This is a genomic window from Methylobacterium segetis, from assembly GCF_004348265.1.
GTDB lineage: Bacteria > Pseudomonadota > Alphaproteobacteria > Rhizobiales > Beijerinckiaceae > Methylobacterium > Methylobacterium segetis.
Genome location: NZ_SMNT01000057.1, coordinates 24,419 through 39,513, shown reverse-complemented (window position 1 = coordinate 39,513; position 15,095 = coordinate 24,419). Strand labels below are relative to the sequence as shown.

At 70.7% G+C, this 15,095-nt stretch carries 13 protein-coding genes; 5 read left to right on the top strand and 8 right to left on the bottom strand.

The genetic code is table 11. The features are described 5' to 3' along the window. From E1J50_RS28120 to E1J50_RS15705, 3 genes are all read left to right on the top strand, one after another. The coding region (locus tag E1J50_RS28120) for a DUF6504 family protein (RefSeq protein ID WP_342635913.1) at positions 1–334 on the top strand (334 nt) is incomplete at its 5' end. Continuing rightward, positions 331–3,678 carry an error-prone DNA polymerase gene (locus tag E1J50_RS15710; RefSeq protein WP_245516599.1) on the top strand — a complete coding sequence of 1,116 codons (3,348 nt, stop codon included), beginning with the start codon at positions 331–333 and terminating at the stop codon, positions 3,676–3,678. The genes E1J50_RS28120 and E1J50_RS15710, both read left to right, overlap by 4 nt. 47 nt (positions 3,679–3,725) lie before the next feature. Continuing rightward, positions 3,726–4,163 carry a hypothetical protein gene (locus E1J50_RS15705; RefSeq protein ID WP_132254777.1) on the top strand — a complete coding sequence of 146 codons (438 nt, stop codon included), beginning with the start codon at positions 3,726–3,728 and terminating at the stop codon, positions 4,161–4,163. A gap of 121 nt (positions 4,164–4,284) precedes the next feature. Here E1J50_RS15705 and fae read toward each other — a convergent pair whose 3' ends face one another. Further along, the gene (gene fae / locus E1J50_RS15700; RefSeq protein ID WP_132254776.1) at positions 4,285–4,824 is read right to left on the bottom strand and encodes a formaldehyde-activating enzyme; all 540 of its coding nucleotides are present in this window, start codon (positions 4,822–4,824) and stop codon (positions 4,285–4,287) included. Between the two features lie 189 nt (positions 4,825–5,013). On the opposite strand from fae, the gene E1J50_RS15695 reads away from it, so the two are divergent. After that, complete coding sequence (locus E1J50_RS15695) at positions 5,014–5,244, top strand: hypothetical protein (protein ID WP_132254775.1); 231 nt, start codon at positions 5,014–5,016, stop codon at positions 5,242–5,244. 4 nt (positions 5,245–5,248) lie between these two features. Here E1J50_RS15695 and E1J50_RS15690 read toward each other — a convergent pair whose 3' ends face one another. From E1J50_RS15690 to E1J50_RS15660, 7 genes are all read right to left on the bottom strand, one after another. Beyond that, a complete protein-coding gene (locus tag E1J50_RS15690) occupies positions 5,249–5,695 on the bottom strand; it encodes a hypothetical protein (protein WP_132254774.1) in 447 nt (148 codons plus the stop codon). A gap of 159 nt (positions 5,696–5,854) precedes the next feature. Then, complete coding sequence (gene metH / locus E1J50_RS15685) at positions 5,855–9,607, bottom strand: methionine synthase (RefSeq protein ID WP_132254773.1); 3,753 nt, start codon at positions 9,605–9,607, stop codon at positions 5,855–5,857. 148 nt (positions 9,608–9,755) lie between these two features. Then, entirely contained in the window at positions 9,756–10,007 is a 252-nt protein-coding gene (locus tag E1J50_RS15680) for a hypothetical protein (RefSeq protein ID WP_132254772.1), read from the bottom strand. Positions 10,008–10,036: 29 nt separating this feature from the next. Beyond that, positions 10,037–10,954: a methylenetetrahydrofolate reductase [NAD(P)H] gene (gene metF / locus E1J50_RS15675; RefSeq protein ID WP_132254771.1), complete on the bottom strand. Its 918-nt coding sequence runs from the start codon at positions 10,952–10,954 to the stop codon at positions 10,037–10,039. Between the two features lie 63 nt (positions 10,955–11,017). Next, a complete protein-coding gene (locus E1J50_RS15670) occupies positions 11,018–12,034 on the bottom strand; it encodes an ArsR/SmtB family transcription factor (RefSeq protein ID WP_132254770.1) in 1,017 nt (338 codons plus the stop codon). A gap of 55 nt (positions 12,035–12,089) precedes the next feature. Beyond that, positions 12,090–13,004, bottom strand: a complete 915-nt coding sequence (locus tag E1J50_RS15665; RefSeq protein WP_132254769.1) for an ROK family protein — start codon at positions 13,002–13,004, stop codon at positions 12,090–12,092. Positions 13,005–13,010: 6 nt separating this feature from the next. Then, positions 13,011–14,405, bottom strand: a complete 1,395-nt coding sequence (locus E1J50_RS15660) for a dicarboxylate/amino acid:cation symporter (protein ID WP_132254768.1) — start codon at positions 14,403–14,405, stop codon at positions 13,011–13,013. Between the two features lie 226 nt (positions 14,406–14,631). On the opposite strand from E1J50_RS15660, the gene E1J50_RS15655 reads away from it, so the two are divergent. Beyond that, the gene (locus tag E1J50_RS15655; protein WP_245516598.1) at positions 14,632–15,060 is read left to right on the top strand and encodes a L,D-transpeptidase; all 429 of its coding nucleotides are present in this window, start codon (positions 14,632–14,634) and stop codon (positions 15,058–15,060) included. Positions 15,061–15,095 lie beyond the last annotated feature (35 nt).

Here is a 15,095-nt window from a genome sequence, read left to right as displayed (position 1 = left end):
CCTGCACTGGCCCGGCCCGGAGGAGGGCCTGCGCCCGCGCCCCCTCGTCCTGTTCGAGCGCAGCGAGGCGGCCGAGGAGGTGATCGCGCTGGCGCCGGAAGGACCGCCGGAGCGGTTCCGCTGGCGGCGGCGGCTGCACCGGGTCGCCCATGCGGAGGGGCCGGAGCGGATCGCGCCCGAATGGTGGCGGGGTCTCGGCAAGGGCAGCCCGGACAAGACCCGCGACTACTACGTGGTCGAGTGCGAATCCGGGCGCCGGCTCTGGCTCTACCGGGACGGTGCCCACGCCCCCGGCGAGCCGGCGGGCTGGTTCGTGCACGGGCTGTTCGCGTGAGCGCCTACGCGGAACTCGCCGTCGCCACGAACTTCTCCTTCCTGCGCGGCGCCTCGCACCCGCAGGAATACGTGGAACAGGCGATGGCCTACGGGCTCTCGGCCATCGGCATCGCCGACCGCAACACGGTGTCGGGGCTTGTGCGCGCCCACGCGGCCGCCCGGGTGAAGCCCGCGAACCCGCGGGACCCGGACGAGGAGGAGCGGTGGAAGATCCGCTTCCTGCCGGGCGTGCGCCTCATCAGCGAGGAGGGCTTCGAGGCCGTCACCTACCCGATGGACCGGGCGGCCTATGGCCGGCTCTGCCGGCTGCTCTCAGCCGGCAACCGGCGCGCGCGCAAGGGCGAGTGCCGGTTCGGCTTCGCCGAGATGCTGGAGGCGGCCGAGGGCCAGATCTTCATCGCGATGCCGCCGGGGCGGCGCCTCACGCCGGGCAAGGGCTTCGCCGCCCATCTCGAGGCGCTCGCGGCCGCTGCGCCGGGCCGGACCTATCTCGGCGGCAGCCATGCCCGGCGCGGCGACGAACGGCGCCGCCTCGGGCTCTTGGCCGAGCTCGGCGAGCGTCTCGGCGCGCCGCTCGTCGCGGTCTCGGACGCGCTCTACCACCACCCGGACCGGCGCCCGCTCCAGGACGTGGTGACCTGCATCCGCGAGGGCTGCCGGATCGGCGAGGCCGGCTACCGCCTGGAGGCCAACGCCGAGCGGCACCTGAAGCCGGCCCACGAGATGGCCCGCCTCTTCGCCGACCACCCGCAGGCGCTCGCGCGCACGCTCGAGATCGTGGAAGCCTGCGACTTCTCCCTTAGCCAGCTGACCTACGAGTATCCCGACGAGCCGGTGCCGCCGGGCCGGACGGCGCAGGAATATCTCGAGGAGAAGACCTTCGAGCGCGCGCTCTGGCGCTTCCCCGAGGGTGTTCCGGAAACCGTCGAGGCGACGCTTCGCGAGGAGCTGCGCCTCATCGCGAAGATGGGCTACGCCCGCTACTTCCTCACCCTGTTCGATCTCGTGGAATTCGCCCGCGGCCGGGGCATCCTCTGCCAGGGGCGCGGCTCGGCGGCGAATTCCGCGGTCTGCTACTGCCTCGGCATCACCGCGGTCGACCCGGCCAAGCACCGGCTTCTGTTCGCCCGCTTCATCTCCGAGAACCGGGACGAGCCGCCCGACATCGACGTCGATTTCGAGCACGAGCGCCGCGAGGAGGTGATCCAGTACCTCTATGCCAAGTACGGCCGCGAGCGCGCCGCGATCTGCTCCACCGTGATCCATTACCGGCCGCGCTCGGCGATCCGCGAGGTCGGCAAGGTGCTGGGGCTGACCGAGGACATCACCGCCGCCCTCTCCGAGACGGTCTGGGGCTCCTGGGGCAAGGACCTGCCGGACAGCCACGTCGCGGAAGCCGGGCTCGATCCGGCCAACCCCGCGATCCGGCAGGCGGTCGACCTCGCGGTCGCGCTGATCGGCTTTCCCCGCCACCTGTCGCAGCATGTCGGCGGATTCGTGCTGACCCGCGGGCGCCTCGACGAGACGGTGCCGGTCTGCAACGCCGCCATGCCCGAGCGCACCTTCATCGAGTGGGACAAGGACGACATCGACGTGCTCGACCTGATGAAGGTCGACGTGCTGGCGCTCGGCATGCTCACCTGCCTGAAGCGCGGCCTCGCCTTCCTGGAGCGGGATTACGGCCACGCCTACCCGACCCTGGCCGACCTGCCGCAGGCGGACGAAGCCGTCTACGCCATGCTGGCGCGGGCCGATTCCGTCGGCGTGTTCCAGGTCGAGAGCCGGGCGCAGATGTCGATGCTGCCGCGGCTGAAGCCCCGGGAATTCTACGATCTCGTGGTGCAGGTCGCGATCGTGCGCCCCGGGCCGATCCAGGGGGACATGGTCCACCCCTACCTGCGCCGCCGGGCCGGGATCGAGCCCGTCACCTACCCCGCCCCCCACCCGGCCCACGGGCCGGCGGACGAGCTGCACGCGGTGCTGCACAAGACCTACGGCGTGCCGCTCTTCCAGGAGCACGCCATGCAGATCGCCATCACGGCGGCGGGCTTCACCCCGGCGGAAGCCGACGGCCTGCGCCGGGCCATGGCGACCTTCCGGCACGTCGGCACGATCGGCGCCTTCGAGGAGAAGTTCGTGGGCGGCATGACGGGCCGCGGCTACCCGCGCGACTTCGCCGAGCGCTGCTTCGCGCAGATCCGGGGCTTCTCCACCTACGGCTTCCCCGAGAGCCACGCCGCGAGCTTCGCCCTCCTCGTCTACGCCTCGGCCTGGATGAAGTGCCGCCACCCGGACGTCTTCCTGGCCGCGATCCTCACTGCGCAGCCGATGGGCTTCTACCAGCCGGCCCAGCTCGTGCGGGACGCCCGCGCCCACGGCGTCGAGGTGCGGGGCCCGGACGTGAACGCGAGCGACTGGGACTGCACGCTGGAGCCGGCCTCCGAGCCCCCGCCGCCCGGCGGCCCGCGCCGGCTCGCCGTGCGCATCGGCCTGCGGCAGGTGAGCGGCCTGCCCGAGGCCGCGATGCGCCGGCTCGTGGCGGCGCGCGGCAACGGCTACGCCAGCATCGAGGGCCTGCAGGCGGCCCTCGCGCTGCCCCGCAACGCCCTGGAGCGGCTCGCCGAGGCCGACGCCTTCCGCTCCCTCGACCTCGACCGGCGCGCCGCCCTCTGGATGGTGCGCACGCTCGAGGGCACCTCGGCCCGCAGGGCCGCGAAGGCCGCCGCCGAGGCGGGAGCGGACCGGCGGGCGCATCTCCTCGAGACGCCCCTCCCCCTCTTCGCCTTCCACGCCGACGACGGCCTGTTCCGGCACGAGCCCGCGGTGGCGCTCCCCGCCCTCGCCCCGAGCGAGCAGGTGGCGGAGGATTACGCGGCGACCGGCCTCTCGCTGAAGGGCCACCCCATCGCCTTCTTCCGCGGGCGGCTGACCCGGATCGGCGCGATCCCCGCCCGCGACCATCTCGACGAGGCGCTGGCCCCGAACAGCCGGGTGACGGTGGCGGGCCTCGTCCTCACCCGGCAGCGGCCGGGCACGGCCAAGGGCGTCGTCTTCCTGACGATCGAGGACGAGACGGGCATCGCCAACGTGATCGTCTGGCGCAAGGTCTTCGAGGCGAACCGGCGCGCGGCGATGACCGCCCGCTTCCTCGCCGTACGCGGCCGCGTGCAGCGGGAGGGCTCGGGCGAGCACCGGGTGGTGCACGTGATCGCCGAGCGCTTCCGCGACCTCACGGAGGAGCTGCGGCTCCTGCGCGAGGGCGGGATGCGGCTGCCGCCCGAGACCAACGATTTCGGGGCGCCCCTCGACCGCCGGGTCTATCGCAGCCGGGACTTCCACTGAGGGGAGCGGTGCCTCGACAAGCGGCGGCGCCCGCGTAGAGTGCCGCCATGCTTCGACTCGCCCTCGCCCTGCTCCTCCTCGCCCCCGTCGCGGCCAAGGCCGACGAATGCGACGGGCTCGCCCAGCAGATCGCGGCGGCGACCGGCGGCAAGCTCGGGCGCCGCTCGGGGCCGAGCATCGACATCAAGGTGCCGGGCAGCATCAAGGTCGACCTCACCTGCCGGGCCGAGCCGATCGTCCAGGCGAGTTCCGGCGACCCGAGCCCGTCCCCGGCCTTCTTCCAGGATCTCTCGGTCGCCGCGCAGCTCCTCGTCGGCGAGTCGCCCGCGGCCGTCCAGGCGATCCTGGTCAAGGCGTACCAAGCCTCCCTCGCCGAGCGCCGCAAGTCCTTCATCCAGCAGAACGGCTGGTCGGCGAGCTGCTACACCGACAGCGCGGGCTCGATCCGCACCCTGTGCTCCGTGGGGCGGATCCCGCGGGGGTGAGGACGGCTCGAAAAGCCGGGATCTCCAGATTTCATGAATCGTGCCGGGTACTGTCTCGGGCACCGCCGAGTCGCCCCTGAAAGCGCCCGCACCTCCCGGATGCGGGCGCGCTGAGCCCGGCTCAGTACTCGATCACGTCTTCCAGCGCGTAATGCTTCACCGTCTTCCGGTTGGCGATCAGCTCCTCGACCGTGGGCTCGCCCTTGAGCGCGCGGGCGATGGCGAGCTTCGTCGCCTCGTAGTTCGTCCGGTAGAGGTCCTTGCGGTCGAGGTTCGGATCCTCCGCGCAGCGCGGGTCGAGCCAGATCATGATGATCATGCAGAGGTCGTCGAGCCCGTCCTTCGGCAGGACGCCCTCGATGATGCAATCGACGATGGCATCCCCCGTGGCCGCCTGGACCACGCCGCCGAGGAGCTCGACGTATTCCGCCGTGTGGATCGTGGCCTTGGTGGTCATCATGGTGGCCGGGCGAACGAGCTGGTTGAGGTCGCGCACCACGAACATGCGGGTGTGGCCCTGCACTTGGCCCATCATGTTGGCGAAGGCCTGCCCCGCCGGCCCGCGGGTGGAGCCGATCAGCACCTCGGGCATCGCGTCCGTGTACTGACCTTCGGCGGCGAGCACCGTCGCCTCGCCCGTGCGGAACCAGATCTCGGACATCGCGTGACATTCCCTCGCGTCTATGACGAGGGCGCAGAAACACCGGCTCCGGCGGGGCGTCAATCGGACGAGCCATGCGATTTTGCGCGGAGCCGGCGCCGCTTTCCCCCGAAGGCGCTGGTCAGGCCGCACGCGATGCGCCATGCAGGACGGGCACCGGCATGCCCGGTGGGACCAGAGACGCGCCCGATGAACGGATCAGAGAGGAGCCGCGACAGAAGCCGGGACTGGAGCCTGTCGGTCGCCGCCGCCGAGGACGGGGTGCGCCTCGAATTCGGCCTGAACGACCTCGACGGCCGCCCTCTGACCGCGATCCTCGATCTCGACCGGGGCGAGGCCCGCAACCTCGCCCGCGCGCTCCTCGCCGCCGCCGGCGACGCGATGGAGCGGACCTTCCCGCACCCGCCGAGCGGGGAATAGGGCCTCAGCGCACGCCGACGTCGCGGCGGCCGGGCAGGCGGGGCACGCGCGTGCCGCGGGGCTCGACCGGGCCCGCGCAGGTATAGGCGAACTCGGTCTGCAGGTCCGTGAAGATCGTCTCGCCGGTGATCCGGCAATCCTCGCGCACGGTCTCGTCGAGGTAGGTGCGGGCCGCGAGGCGGAAGCGCTCGGTGCGGCTCGCGGCGGGGTCGCGCCCGGCATAGCGGTCGCCGATGCCGCAGCCCGTCACTTCCCGCAGGGCGTCCGAGACGATCAGCATCCGGCGCTGCTGGCGCTGGTCGTAGACCTCGTAGGGTTCGTTGCAGCCGATCGTGACGACCTGAGGCGTCAGGCTCACGTAGGTCTTCGAGATGTAGGAGAAGCCGGTGCAGCCCGCGACCGACAGGCCGAGGGCGAGAACCGGTATGAGCCGCATGCCTGTCATCGCCATCCCGCGCCCGCTTCGCCCGCGCATTGAAGCGGGGCCGTGGGCGCGGTCAAGCGCAGGCCGGCCACAGGCCGCCCGCATGAGCAGCTATCCCATGAGCAGCTATCCCATGGGCAGCTATCCCATGGGCAGCTATCCCGTGCGCACCGAGCGCACATGCCCCTACTCTGCGGCTGCCGCGAGATAGCGAGCCGGGTCGTAGTTGAGGATCGGCCCGAGCCAGCGCTCGACCTCGGCGACGTCCATCCCCTTGCGGGCGGCGTAATCCTCGACCTGATCGCGCTCGACCTTCGCGACGCCGAAATAGTGGGCGTCCGGATGGGCGATGTAGAGGCCCGAGACCGAGGAGCCGGGCCACATGGCGTAGGATTCGGTGAGCTTCACGCCCGCCTGCGCCTCGGCGCGGAGCAGCTCGAACAGGGTCACCTTCTCGGTGTGATCGGGCTGGGAGGGGTAGCCGGGGGCGGGGCGGATGCCCGCATAGTCCTCCCGCACCAGATCGCCCGGCGTGAAGGCCTCCTCCCTGGCATAGCCCCACAGCTCCTTGCGCACGCGCTCGTGCATGCGCTCGGCGAAGGCCTCCGCGATCCGGTCGGCGAGCGCCTTGACGAGGATCGAACGGTAATCGTCGTTCGCCCGCTCGAAGCGCTCGGCGATGCGCACCTCCTCGAGACCCGCGGTGACCACGAAGCCGCCGACATAATCGGCGATGCCGGTCCCGGCCGGGGCCACGAAATCCGACAGGCCAGTATTCGAGCGCCCGTCGCGCTTCGAGAGCTGCTGGCGCAGGCCGTGGAAGGTGGCGAGCCGCTCCTGCCGACTCTCGCCGGTATAGAGGGCGATGTCGTCCCCGACGCTGTTGGCCGGCCAGAAGCCCACCACCGCCTTCGGGTTGAACCAGCGCTCCTCCACGATCTGCTTCAGCATCCCTTGCGCGTCCTCGAACAGGGCGCGGGCCGCCGGGCCCTGCTGGGGATCGTCGAGGATCGCGGGGTAGCGGCCCTTGAACTCGTAGGTCTGGAAGAAGGGCGTCCAGTCGATGTAGGGGACGAGCTCGGACACCTCGTAGCTGCGGAAGGCGCGGGTGCCGGTGAAGCTCGGCTTCGTGGGCTCGTAGCCCGACCAGTCGATCCGGAAGGGGTTGGCGCGGGCCTTCGCGAGCGGCAGGCGCTGCTTCTCGGCCTCCGAGCGGGCATGCGCGTCGGCGACCTTGCGGTACTCGGCGCGCAGGTTCTCGATCGTGGCCCCGCGCGTCTCCTTCGAGATCAGGCTCGACACGACGCCGACGGCGCGGCTCGCATCCGTCACGTAGACCGCCTGCCCCCGCTCGTAGGCCGGGTGGATCTTCACCGCCGTGTGGACGCGGCTCGTGGTGGCGCCGCCGATGAGGAGCGGCACGTCGAAGCCCTCGCGCTCCATCTCGCCGGCCACATGCACCATCTCGTCGAGCGACGGCGTGATCAGGCCCGAGAGGCCGACGATGTCGACCTTCTCGCGCTTGGCCGTGTCGAGGATCTTGGCGGCCGGCACCATCACGCCGAGGTCGATGATCTCGTAATTGTTGCAGGCGAGCACGACGCCGACGATGTTCTTGCCGATGTCGTGCACGTCGCCCTTCACGGTCGCCATCAGCACCTTGCCGGCGGCCCGGCGCACCCCGTCGCCGCCGTTCAGCCGCTTCTCCTCCTCCATGAAGGGTTCGAGATAGGCGACCGCCTGCTTCATCACGCGGGCGGACTTCACCACCTGCGGCAGGAACATCTTGCCCGATCCGAACAGGTCGCCGACCACGTTCATGCCGGCCATGAGCGGCCCCTCGATCACGTGGAGCGGGCGCTCGGCCCCGGCCCGTGCCTCCTCGGTGTCGGCCACGATGTACTCGGTGATGCCGTTGACGAGCGCGTGCTCCAGCCGCTTCCCGACCGGCGCCTCGCGCCAGGAGAGGTCGGCGGCCTTGGCCTGCGCGCCGCCACCCGACTTGAAGCGCTCGGCCGCCTCCAGCAGGCGGTCGGTGGAATCGTCGCGGCGGTTCAGCACCACGTCCTCGCAGAGGTCGCGGAGCTCGGCCGGGATCTCGTCGTAGACCGCGAGCTGGCCGGCATTCACGATGCCCATGTCCATGCCGGCATGGATCGCGTGGTAGAGGAAGACCGCGTGCATCGCCTCGCGCACGGGCTCGTTGCCGCGGAAGGCGAAGGACAGGTTCGACACGCCGCCCGAGATATGGGCGTGGGGCAGCGTCTCCCGGATCTGGCGCGTCGCCTCGATGAACGCCACCCCGTAGGGGTTGTGCTCCTCGATGCCGGTGGCCACCGCGAAGATGTTCGGGTCGAAGATGATGTCTTCCGGCGGGAAGCCGACCTCCTCGGTCAGGATGCGGTAGGCGCGGGTGCAGATCTCGACCTTGCGCTCCAGCGAATCCGCCTGGCCCTGCTCGTCGAAGGCCATCACCACCACCGCCGCGCCGTAGGAGCGGCAGACGCGCGCGTCGTGGATGAACTTCTCCTCGCCCTCCTTCATGGAGATCGAGTTCACGATCGCCTTGCCCTGCAGGCACTTGAGGCCGGCCTCGATCACCTCGAACTTCGAGGAATCGACCATCACCGGCACGCGGGCGATGTCGGGCTCGGCGGCGACGAGGTTGAGGAACTCGACCATCGCCTTCTTCGAGTCGAGCAGGCCCTCGTCCATGTTGACGTCGATGACCTGTGCGCCCGCCGCCACTTGGTCGCGGGCGACGTCGAGGGCCGCCGCGTAGTCGCCGTTGGTGACGAGCTTGCGGAACTTGGCCGAGCCCGTGACGTTCGTGCGCTCGCCCACGTTCACGAAGGGGATCTCCTTCGTCAGCGTGAAGGGCTCGAGCCCCGAGAGCCGCATCAGCGGCGCGATCTGGGGCACCGTGCGGGGGCTCTTGCCCGCGACCGCTTCCGCGATGGCGCGGATGTGGTCCGGCGTGGTGCCGCAGCAGCCGCCGACCATGTTGACGAGGCCGCTCTCGGCGAATTCGCCGACGAGTTGCCCCATCGCCTCCGGGCTCTCGTCGTAGAGGCCGAACTCGTTCGGCAGGCCGGCATTCGGGTAGGCGCAGACGAGGGTGTCGCAGACGCGGGACAGCTCGCTGATGTGGCCGCGCATCTCGCGGGCGCCGAGCGCGCAGTTGAGGCCGAAGGTGAGCGGGCTCGCATGCCGCAGCGCGTGCCAGAAGGCGGTCGGCGTCTGGCCCGACAGGGTGCGGCCGGAGAGATCCGTGATCGTGCCCGAGATCTGGATCGGCAGCCGGATGCCGGTCTCCTCGAACACGGACCAGGCGGCGGCGATCGCCGCCTTGGCGTTCAGCGTGTCGAAGATCGTCTCGATCAGGATCAGCTCGGCCCCGCCCGCGATGAGGCCGCGCACCTGCTCGGCATAGGCGTCGCGCACCTGGTCGAAGGTGACGGCGCGGTAGCCCGGATTGTTCACGTCGGGCGAGATCGAGAGCGTGCGGTTCGTCGGGCCGATGGCGCCGGCCACGAAGCGGCGGCGCCCGTCCTGCACCTCGGCGAGCTTCGCCGCCTCGCGGGCGAGGCGGGCGCCCTCCGCGTTCAGCTCGTGGATGATCGATTCCATGCCGTAATCGGCCTGGGCGATCGTGGTGCCGGAGAAGGTGTTCGTCTCGCAGACGTCGGCGCCGGCGAGAAAATAGTCGAGGTGGATCTGCCGGATCGCGTCGGGCTGGGTCAGGATCAAGAGGTCGTTGTTGCCGCGCTGATCGTGCCCGTGATCCTTGAAGCGGCCGCCCCGGAAATCCTCCTCGGTGAACTTGAGGCGCTGGATCACGGTGCCCATCGCGCCGTCGAGCACGAGGATTTTTTCGGCCGCGCGGGCGCGCAGGGCCTTCTCGATCTCACGGCCGTCGACGGGGGGAAAGGCGGTCATCGGGTCTCTCGGATTGTGCGGGCATCCCGCTCCCCGGGCGGGGAGGGGTCGGGGGCGGGGGTCGTGCTGCGTTAGGCTTGGCGATGCCTGTTCTGCGACCCCACCTCCGGCTCCTCCCCGTGAGGGAGAGGAGAGAATGGTTCGGGTGTCAGGAGCGGGTTTCGAGCCGCGCGAGACGCTTCTCGATGGCCTCCAGCCGCTCCTCGTCCTCGGCCGCCGCGTAGCGGCCGAGGACGGATTCGCCGTTGACCGCCTCGCGGAGGTTGTCGAAGCGGCGCTCCAGCTTGTCGAAGCGGGCATCCACGCGCGTGAAACCCTCTCGCATCGCTGCGCGGATCTCGCCGACATCGCCGCGCACCTCGCGCAGCAGCGGCAGGATCATGTCTTGCGGTTCGGCCATCGTCTCCCCCTCGCTGAGATCTTCGAAACTTAAGCCGCCGCGCGCGTCGCCGCCACGGGGCGCTCGCCCCGCAGGCCCAGCAGATGGCAGATGGCGTAGACGAGATCGGCGCGGTTCATCGAGTAGAAGTGGAAGTCGTGGATGCCGCGATCCACGAGGTCGAGGACCTGCTCGGCCGCGACCGCCCCCGCGATCAGGCGGCGGGTGTCCACGTCGTCGTCGAGCCCCTCGAAGCGGTGGGCGAGCCACTCGGGCACCGAGGCGCCGGTGCGGCGGGCGAAGTTCGCCGCCTGCTTGAAGTTCTGCACCGGCAGGATGCCCGGCACGATCGGAATGTCGATGCCGCGCGCCCGCACCCGGTCGACATAGCGGAGATACACGTCGTTCTCGAAGAAGAACTGCGTGATGGCCCGGTCCGCGCCCGCATCCACCTTGGCCTTGAGCGCGTCGATGTCGGCGTCGAGCGAGGCGGCCTCCGGATGCTTCTCCGGATAGGCCGAGACCGAGACCTGGAAGTCGCCGATGGCCTTGATGCCGGCGACGAGATCGCAGGTCTGCTGGTAGCCGCCGGGATGGGGCGCGTAGGCCGTGCCGACACCCTCGGCCGGGTCGCCGCGCAGAGCCACGATGTGGCGCACGCCGACGTCCCAATAGGAGCGCACCACATCGTCCACCTCGCCCTTGGTGGCGTTGACGCAGGTGAGGTGGGCGGCGGGCTTCAGGGTCGTCTCGCGCACCATGCGGGCGACCGTGTTGTGGGTGCGCTCGCGGGTCGAGCCGCCGGCGCCGTAGGTCACCGAGACGAAGCTCGGGTTGAGCGGCGCGAGCCGCTCGATCGAGGACCAGAGCGTCCGCTCCATCTCCTCGGTCTTCGGCGGGAAGAACTCGAAGGAGACCTGGATCGGGCGGCAGCCCTCGCGGCTCGCGCGGTAGGTGGAGGCTGGCATGGCGGTCCTCTCGTGTTTCCTGGTCGGCCCGCCCGAAGCGGACCCTGACATCTCAAGGGGCGGTCAGGCGACCGCCCGATCGTCGGCGAGACCGTCCAGCACCGCCCGGCTCTCCTCGGCGAGCCAGAGCGTGACGGTCAGTTGGTGCTCGGCCTGCGCGGTCGGGGCGAGATCGCGGGTCTCGACCGCGCCGAGCCCGGCCTCGGCGAGCCAGCCGGAGACCTGCTCGGCGGCGAAGCCGAGGCGGCGATGGGCCTGCGACTCGCGCAGGTATTCGAGATCGTGGGGCGCGAAATCGACGACCAGGAGGCGCCCGCCCGGAGCGACGAGGCGGCCCGCCTCGCGCAGAGCCCGGGCGGGATCGTCGAGATAGTGCAGCACCTGATGCACGACGACGAGGTCGAAGCTGGCGCGGCCGAAGGGGGGCGCATGGATGTCGCCCTGGCGCAGGTCGACCCGCGAGAGGCCCATCCGCTCGAGGTTCGCCCGGGCGACCGAGAGCATGGCGTGGCTCGAATCGAGCCCGGTGGCGCGGCCCGCACGCGGGGCGAGGAGGCCGAGCATCCGGCCCGTGCCGGTGCCGAGATCGATCAGGCTCTGGATCGGGCGCGGGCCCAGCACGTCGAGCACGGCCGCCTCGACGGTGGCCTCCGGCACGTGGAGCGAGCGGAGCTGGTCCCATTTCGGCGCGAGCCGCGCGAAGAAGGTCTGCGCGGCTTCCGCGCGCTGCGCCCGCACCGCCTCGCGGCGGGCCTGATCCTCCGAGAGCGGGGGCGCATGCCGGTCGAGCCCCGCGAGCAGCGGATCGACGAGGCCGGCGGAGGTCTCGCACAGGCGGAAGAAGGCCCAGGCTCCCTCGCGGTGCCGCTCGATCAGCCCCGCCTCGACGAGGAGCTTGAGGTGGCGCGAGATGCGCGGCTGCGACTGGCCGAGGATGTCGGTGAGGTCGGAGACCGAGAGCTCGCCCTCGGACAGGAGCGCGAGGATGCGCAGGCGCGTCTCCTCGGCCGCCGCCCGCAGGACGCCGAGGGCGTCCGCGAAAGGGACCGGAGCTGCCGCTATGGAGCGCTCTTGAGACATAAAGATATCTTTATGTGCGCAGAAAGCCGTTGGCAAGGGCTATTCGCGATGCACGTCAAACCTCGTTCCAGAGCCACGCCGCGCCCCGCACGCCCGAGGCGTCCCCGTGCAGGCTCGGGCGGATCGGCGTGTCGAACGCGTCCGAGAAGACGTGGGGCGCGGTGGCGGCCGGCAGGCCCGCCAGCAATTCCGGCACCCGCGAGAGGCCGCCGCCGATGACGATCATGTCGGGGTCGAGGATGTTGACGACGTGCGCGACAGCCCGGCCCATCCGGTCGAGATAGGCGGCGAGGGTGGCCCGCGCATCCGCATCGCCGGCGCGCGAGGCCGAGACGATTGCCTCGCCGGTCAGCGCCTCTCCGGTGCGGCGGGCATGGTCGGCGGAGAGGCCCGGCCCGGAGAGGAAGGTCTCGATGCAGCCGCGGCGTCCGCAATAGCAGGCGGGACCCGGCCGCTCCTCGTCGCGGGGCGCCGGAAGCGGGTTGTGCCCCCACTCCCCCGCGATGCGGTCGCGCCCCGACAGAACCCGTCCCCGGATGGCGATGCCGGAGCCGACCCCGGTGCCCAGGATGATGGCCCAGACGAGTTCGGCGCCGGCGCCCGCGCCGTCGACCGCCTCCGAGACGGCGAGGCAGTTGGCGTCGTTCTCGACCCGCACCGGCTGCCCGAGCGCGGCCACGAGGTCGGCGGCGAAGGGGCGCCCGTTCAGCCAGGTCGAGTTCGCGTTCTTGATCAGGCCCGTGCGGGCCGAGATCGCGCCCGGCATGCCGATGCCGACGCTGCAGGGGCCGTCCGCCTCCGCCTCGAGGCGAGCGACGAGGCCCGCGACGGCCCGGACCGTCGCCGCGTACTCGCCCCGCGGCGAAGCGATCCGGCCCTCGGCCAGGGTCCGGCCGGCCCGATCGAGGACGATGCCGGCGATCTTGGTGCCGCCGAGGTCGATGCCGAGGCGAAGGGTCTCCGCGCCCACGCCGCCCTACTGCGCGGCGGCCACCTTCGGGGCGTGCTCGCTCGTGTCCATCGGCTCGGGGGATTCGTCCGAGATGTGGGTGCCGATCGCGACCGGGTGCGCCATCACCTCCCGGAGCTTGGTGGCGTCGAGTTCGCCCTCCCAGCGGCTGACGACGACGCAGGCGACGCCGTTGCCGACGAGGTTCGTGAGGGCGCGGCACTCCGACATGAACTTGTCGATGCCGAGCACCAGCGTCATCGCGGCGACCGGGACGGGGTTGTTCGGGATCGCCGCGAGCGTCGCGGCCAGCGTGATGAAGCCGGCCCCGGTGACGCCGGAGGCGCCCTTCGAGGTCAGCATCGCGACGATGATGATCGTCGCGTACTGGCCGATCGAGAGGTCGGCGCCGACGGCCTGCGCCAGGAACAGCGTCGCCAGCGTCATGTAGATGTTCGTGCCGTCGAGGTTGAACGAGTAGCCGGTCGGGATGACGAGGCCGACGACGGAATCCGAGCAGCCGAGGCGGCGCATCTTCGTCATCATGTGCGGCAGCACGGTCTCGGAGGAGGAGGTGCCGAGCACGATGAGCAGCTCGTCCTTGATGAAGGCGAGGAAGCGGAAGATCGAGAAGCCGGCGAACCGCGCGATGCCGCCGAGCACCACGATCACGAAGAGCAGCGCCGTGACGTAGAAGGTGCCGACGAGCCAGGCGAGGTCGACGACCTTCTGGATGCCGTACTCGCCGATGGTGAAGGCCATGGCGCCGAAGGCACCGAGGGGGGCGAGCTTCACGATGAGCCCGATGATGCGGAAGAAGACCTGACCCGCCGTGTCGATGGCGTGGGCGATGCCGTCGGCCTTCGCGCCCATGCCGGTGACGACGACGCCGGTGAGGATCGAGATCAGCAGAACCTGCAGCAGGTCGCCGGTGGCGAAGGCGTCGAAGAAGCTCTTCGGGATCAGCGCCATGATGTGGGCCACCGTCGAATCGGCGGCCGCCTTGCTCGCGTAGGTCGCGACCTTGCTGGCGTCGAGCTTGGACGGGTCGGCGTGGAAATCGGCGCCGGGCTGGATGATCTCGCCGACGAGGACGCCGATCAGCAGCGCGATGGTCGAGACCACCTCGAAATAGATCAGCGCCTTCAGGCCGACGCGGCCGACCTTCTTCAGGTCGCCGATCGAGGCGATGCCGTGGACGATGGTGCAGAAGATGATCGGCGCGATCATCATCTTGATCAGGGCCACGAAGGCATCGCCGAGCCATTTCAGCGACTTGCCGAACTCGGGGTAGAAGTAGCCCACCGCGATGCCGAGCGCGATCGCGATCAGCACCTGGATGTAGAGGACCTTGTACCAGGGTTCGCCTGCGGTCGCGGGCGCAGCCGTCGCCGGTGCTGTGGGGGTCGTCGCCTGGGCCATGTCCCTCACCCGTGCGCGCCGAGAAGCGCGCCCTTCCTGATCTCGGTTTTTCGAGACGCTAGCGAAGTTGCGGCGGACGCTCAACTCGCTCTCGGTAGTCCCACTCCGCACAAACGTTACAAAATCTGTCGATCTCGGGGGAGACGATCTTCCCAAGTCGACGGGCCGGTCGCACTCAAGGTCGAGGCGGCCCGACCGCGGTCGCCGCGAAGAGACGAGCCGACCCGTGACACTCCCTCGCGCCCTGCGGAACGCCGCCCTGGCGGTCCTCCTCGTCCTGGCGGCCGGCGAGCCGGCCCTCGCCGGGATCGTCGCCCGCATCGACCAGTCGAGCCAGCGCATGCGGGTCTATGTCGACGGGATGCTGGCCTATGACTGGCCCGTCTCGACGGCGCGGTCCGGCTTCGTCACCCCGAACGGCAGCTACCGGGTCGGGCTGATGGCGCCGATGTGGCGGTCGCGGAAATATCACGGCTCGCCGATGCCGCACGCGATGTTCTTCCGCGGGGGTTACGCGATCCACGGCACCTATGCGGTGGGCCATCTCGGGCGCCGCGCGAGCCACGGCTGCATCCGGCTGAGCCCCGGCAACGCCCGCACGCTGTTCCGGCTCACGCAGGTCTTCGGCGGGGCGCGGATCCTGATCCGGAACTGAGCGGGAGCGGACCCGGCGCAGGCAAGGCCCCGGCC

What these genes read in the sequence shown, in the direction of transcription:
- fae (WP_132254776.1), bottom strand. Translation starts at nt 4,824, where the DNA reads ATGTCCGAGATCTGGTTCCGCACGGGCGAGGCGACGGTGCTCGCCGCC.
- metH (WP_132254773.1), bottom strand. Translation starts at nt 9,607, where the DNA reads ATGACCGCCTTTCCCCCCGTCGACGGCCGTGAGATCGAGAAGGCCCTG.
- E1J50_RS15660 (WP_132254768.1), bottom strand. Translation starts at nt 14,405, where the DNA reads ATGGCCCAGGCGACGACCCCCACAGCACCGGCGACGGCTGCGCCCGCG.
- E1J50_RS15705 (WP_132254777.1), top strand. Translation starts at nt 3,726, where the DNA reads ATGCTTCGACTCGCCCTCGCCCTGCTCCTCCTCGCCCCCGTCGCGGCC.
- E1J50_RS15670 (WP_132254770.1), bottom strand. Translation starts at nt 12,034, where the DNA reads ATGTCTCAAGAGCGCTCCATAGCGGCAGCTCCGGTCCCTTTCGCGGAC.
- E1J50_RS15695 (WP_132254775.1), top strand. Translation starts at nt 5,014, where the DNA reads ATGAACGGATCAGAGAGGAGCCGCGACAGAAGCCGGGACTGGAGCCTG.
- E1J50_RS15680 (WP_132254772.1), bottom strand. Translation starts at nt 10,007, where the DNA reads ATGGCCGAACCGCAAGACATGATCCTGCCGCTGCTGCGCGAGGTGCGC.
- metF (WP_132254771.1), bottom strand. Translation starts at nt 10,954, where the DNA reads ATGCCAGCCTCCACCTACCGCGCGAGCCGCGAGGGCTGCCGCCCGATC.
- E1J50_RS15690 (WP_132254774.1), bottom strand. Translation starts at nt 5,695, where the DNA reads ATGGCGATGACAGGCATGCGGCTCATACCGGTTCTCGCCCTCGGCCTG.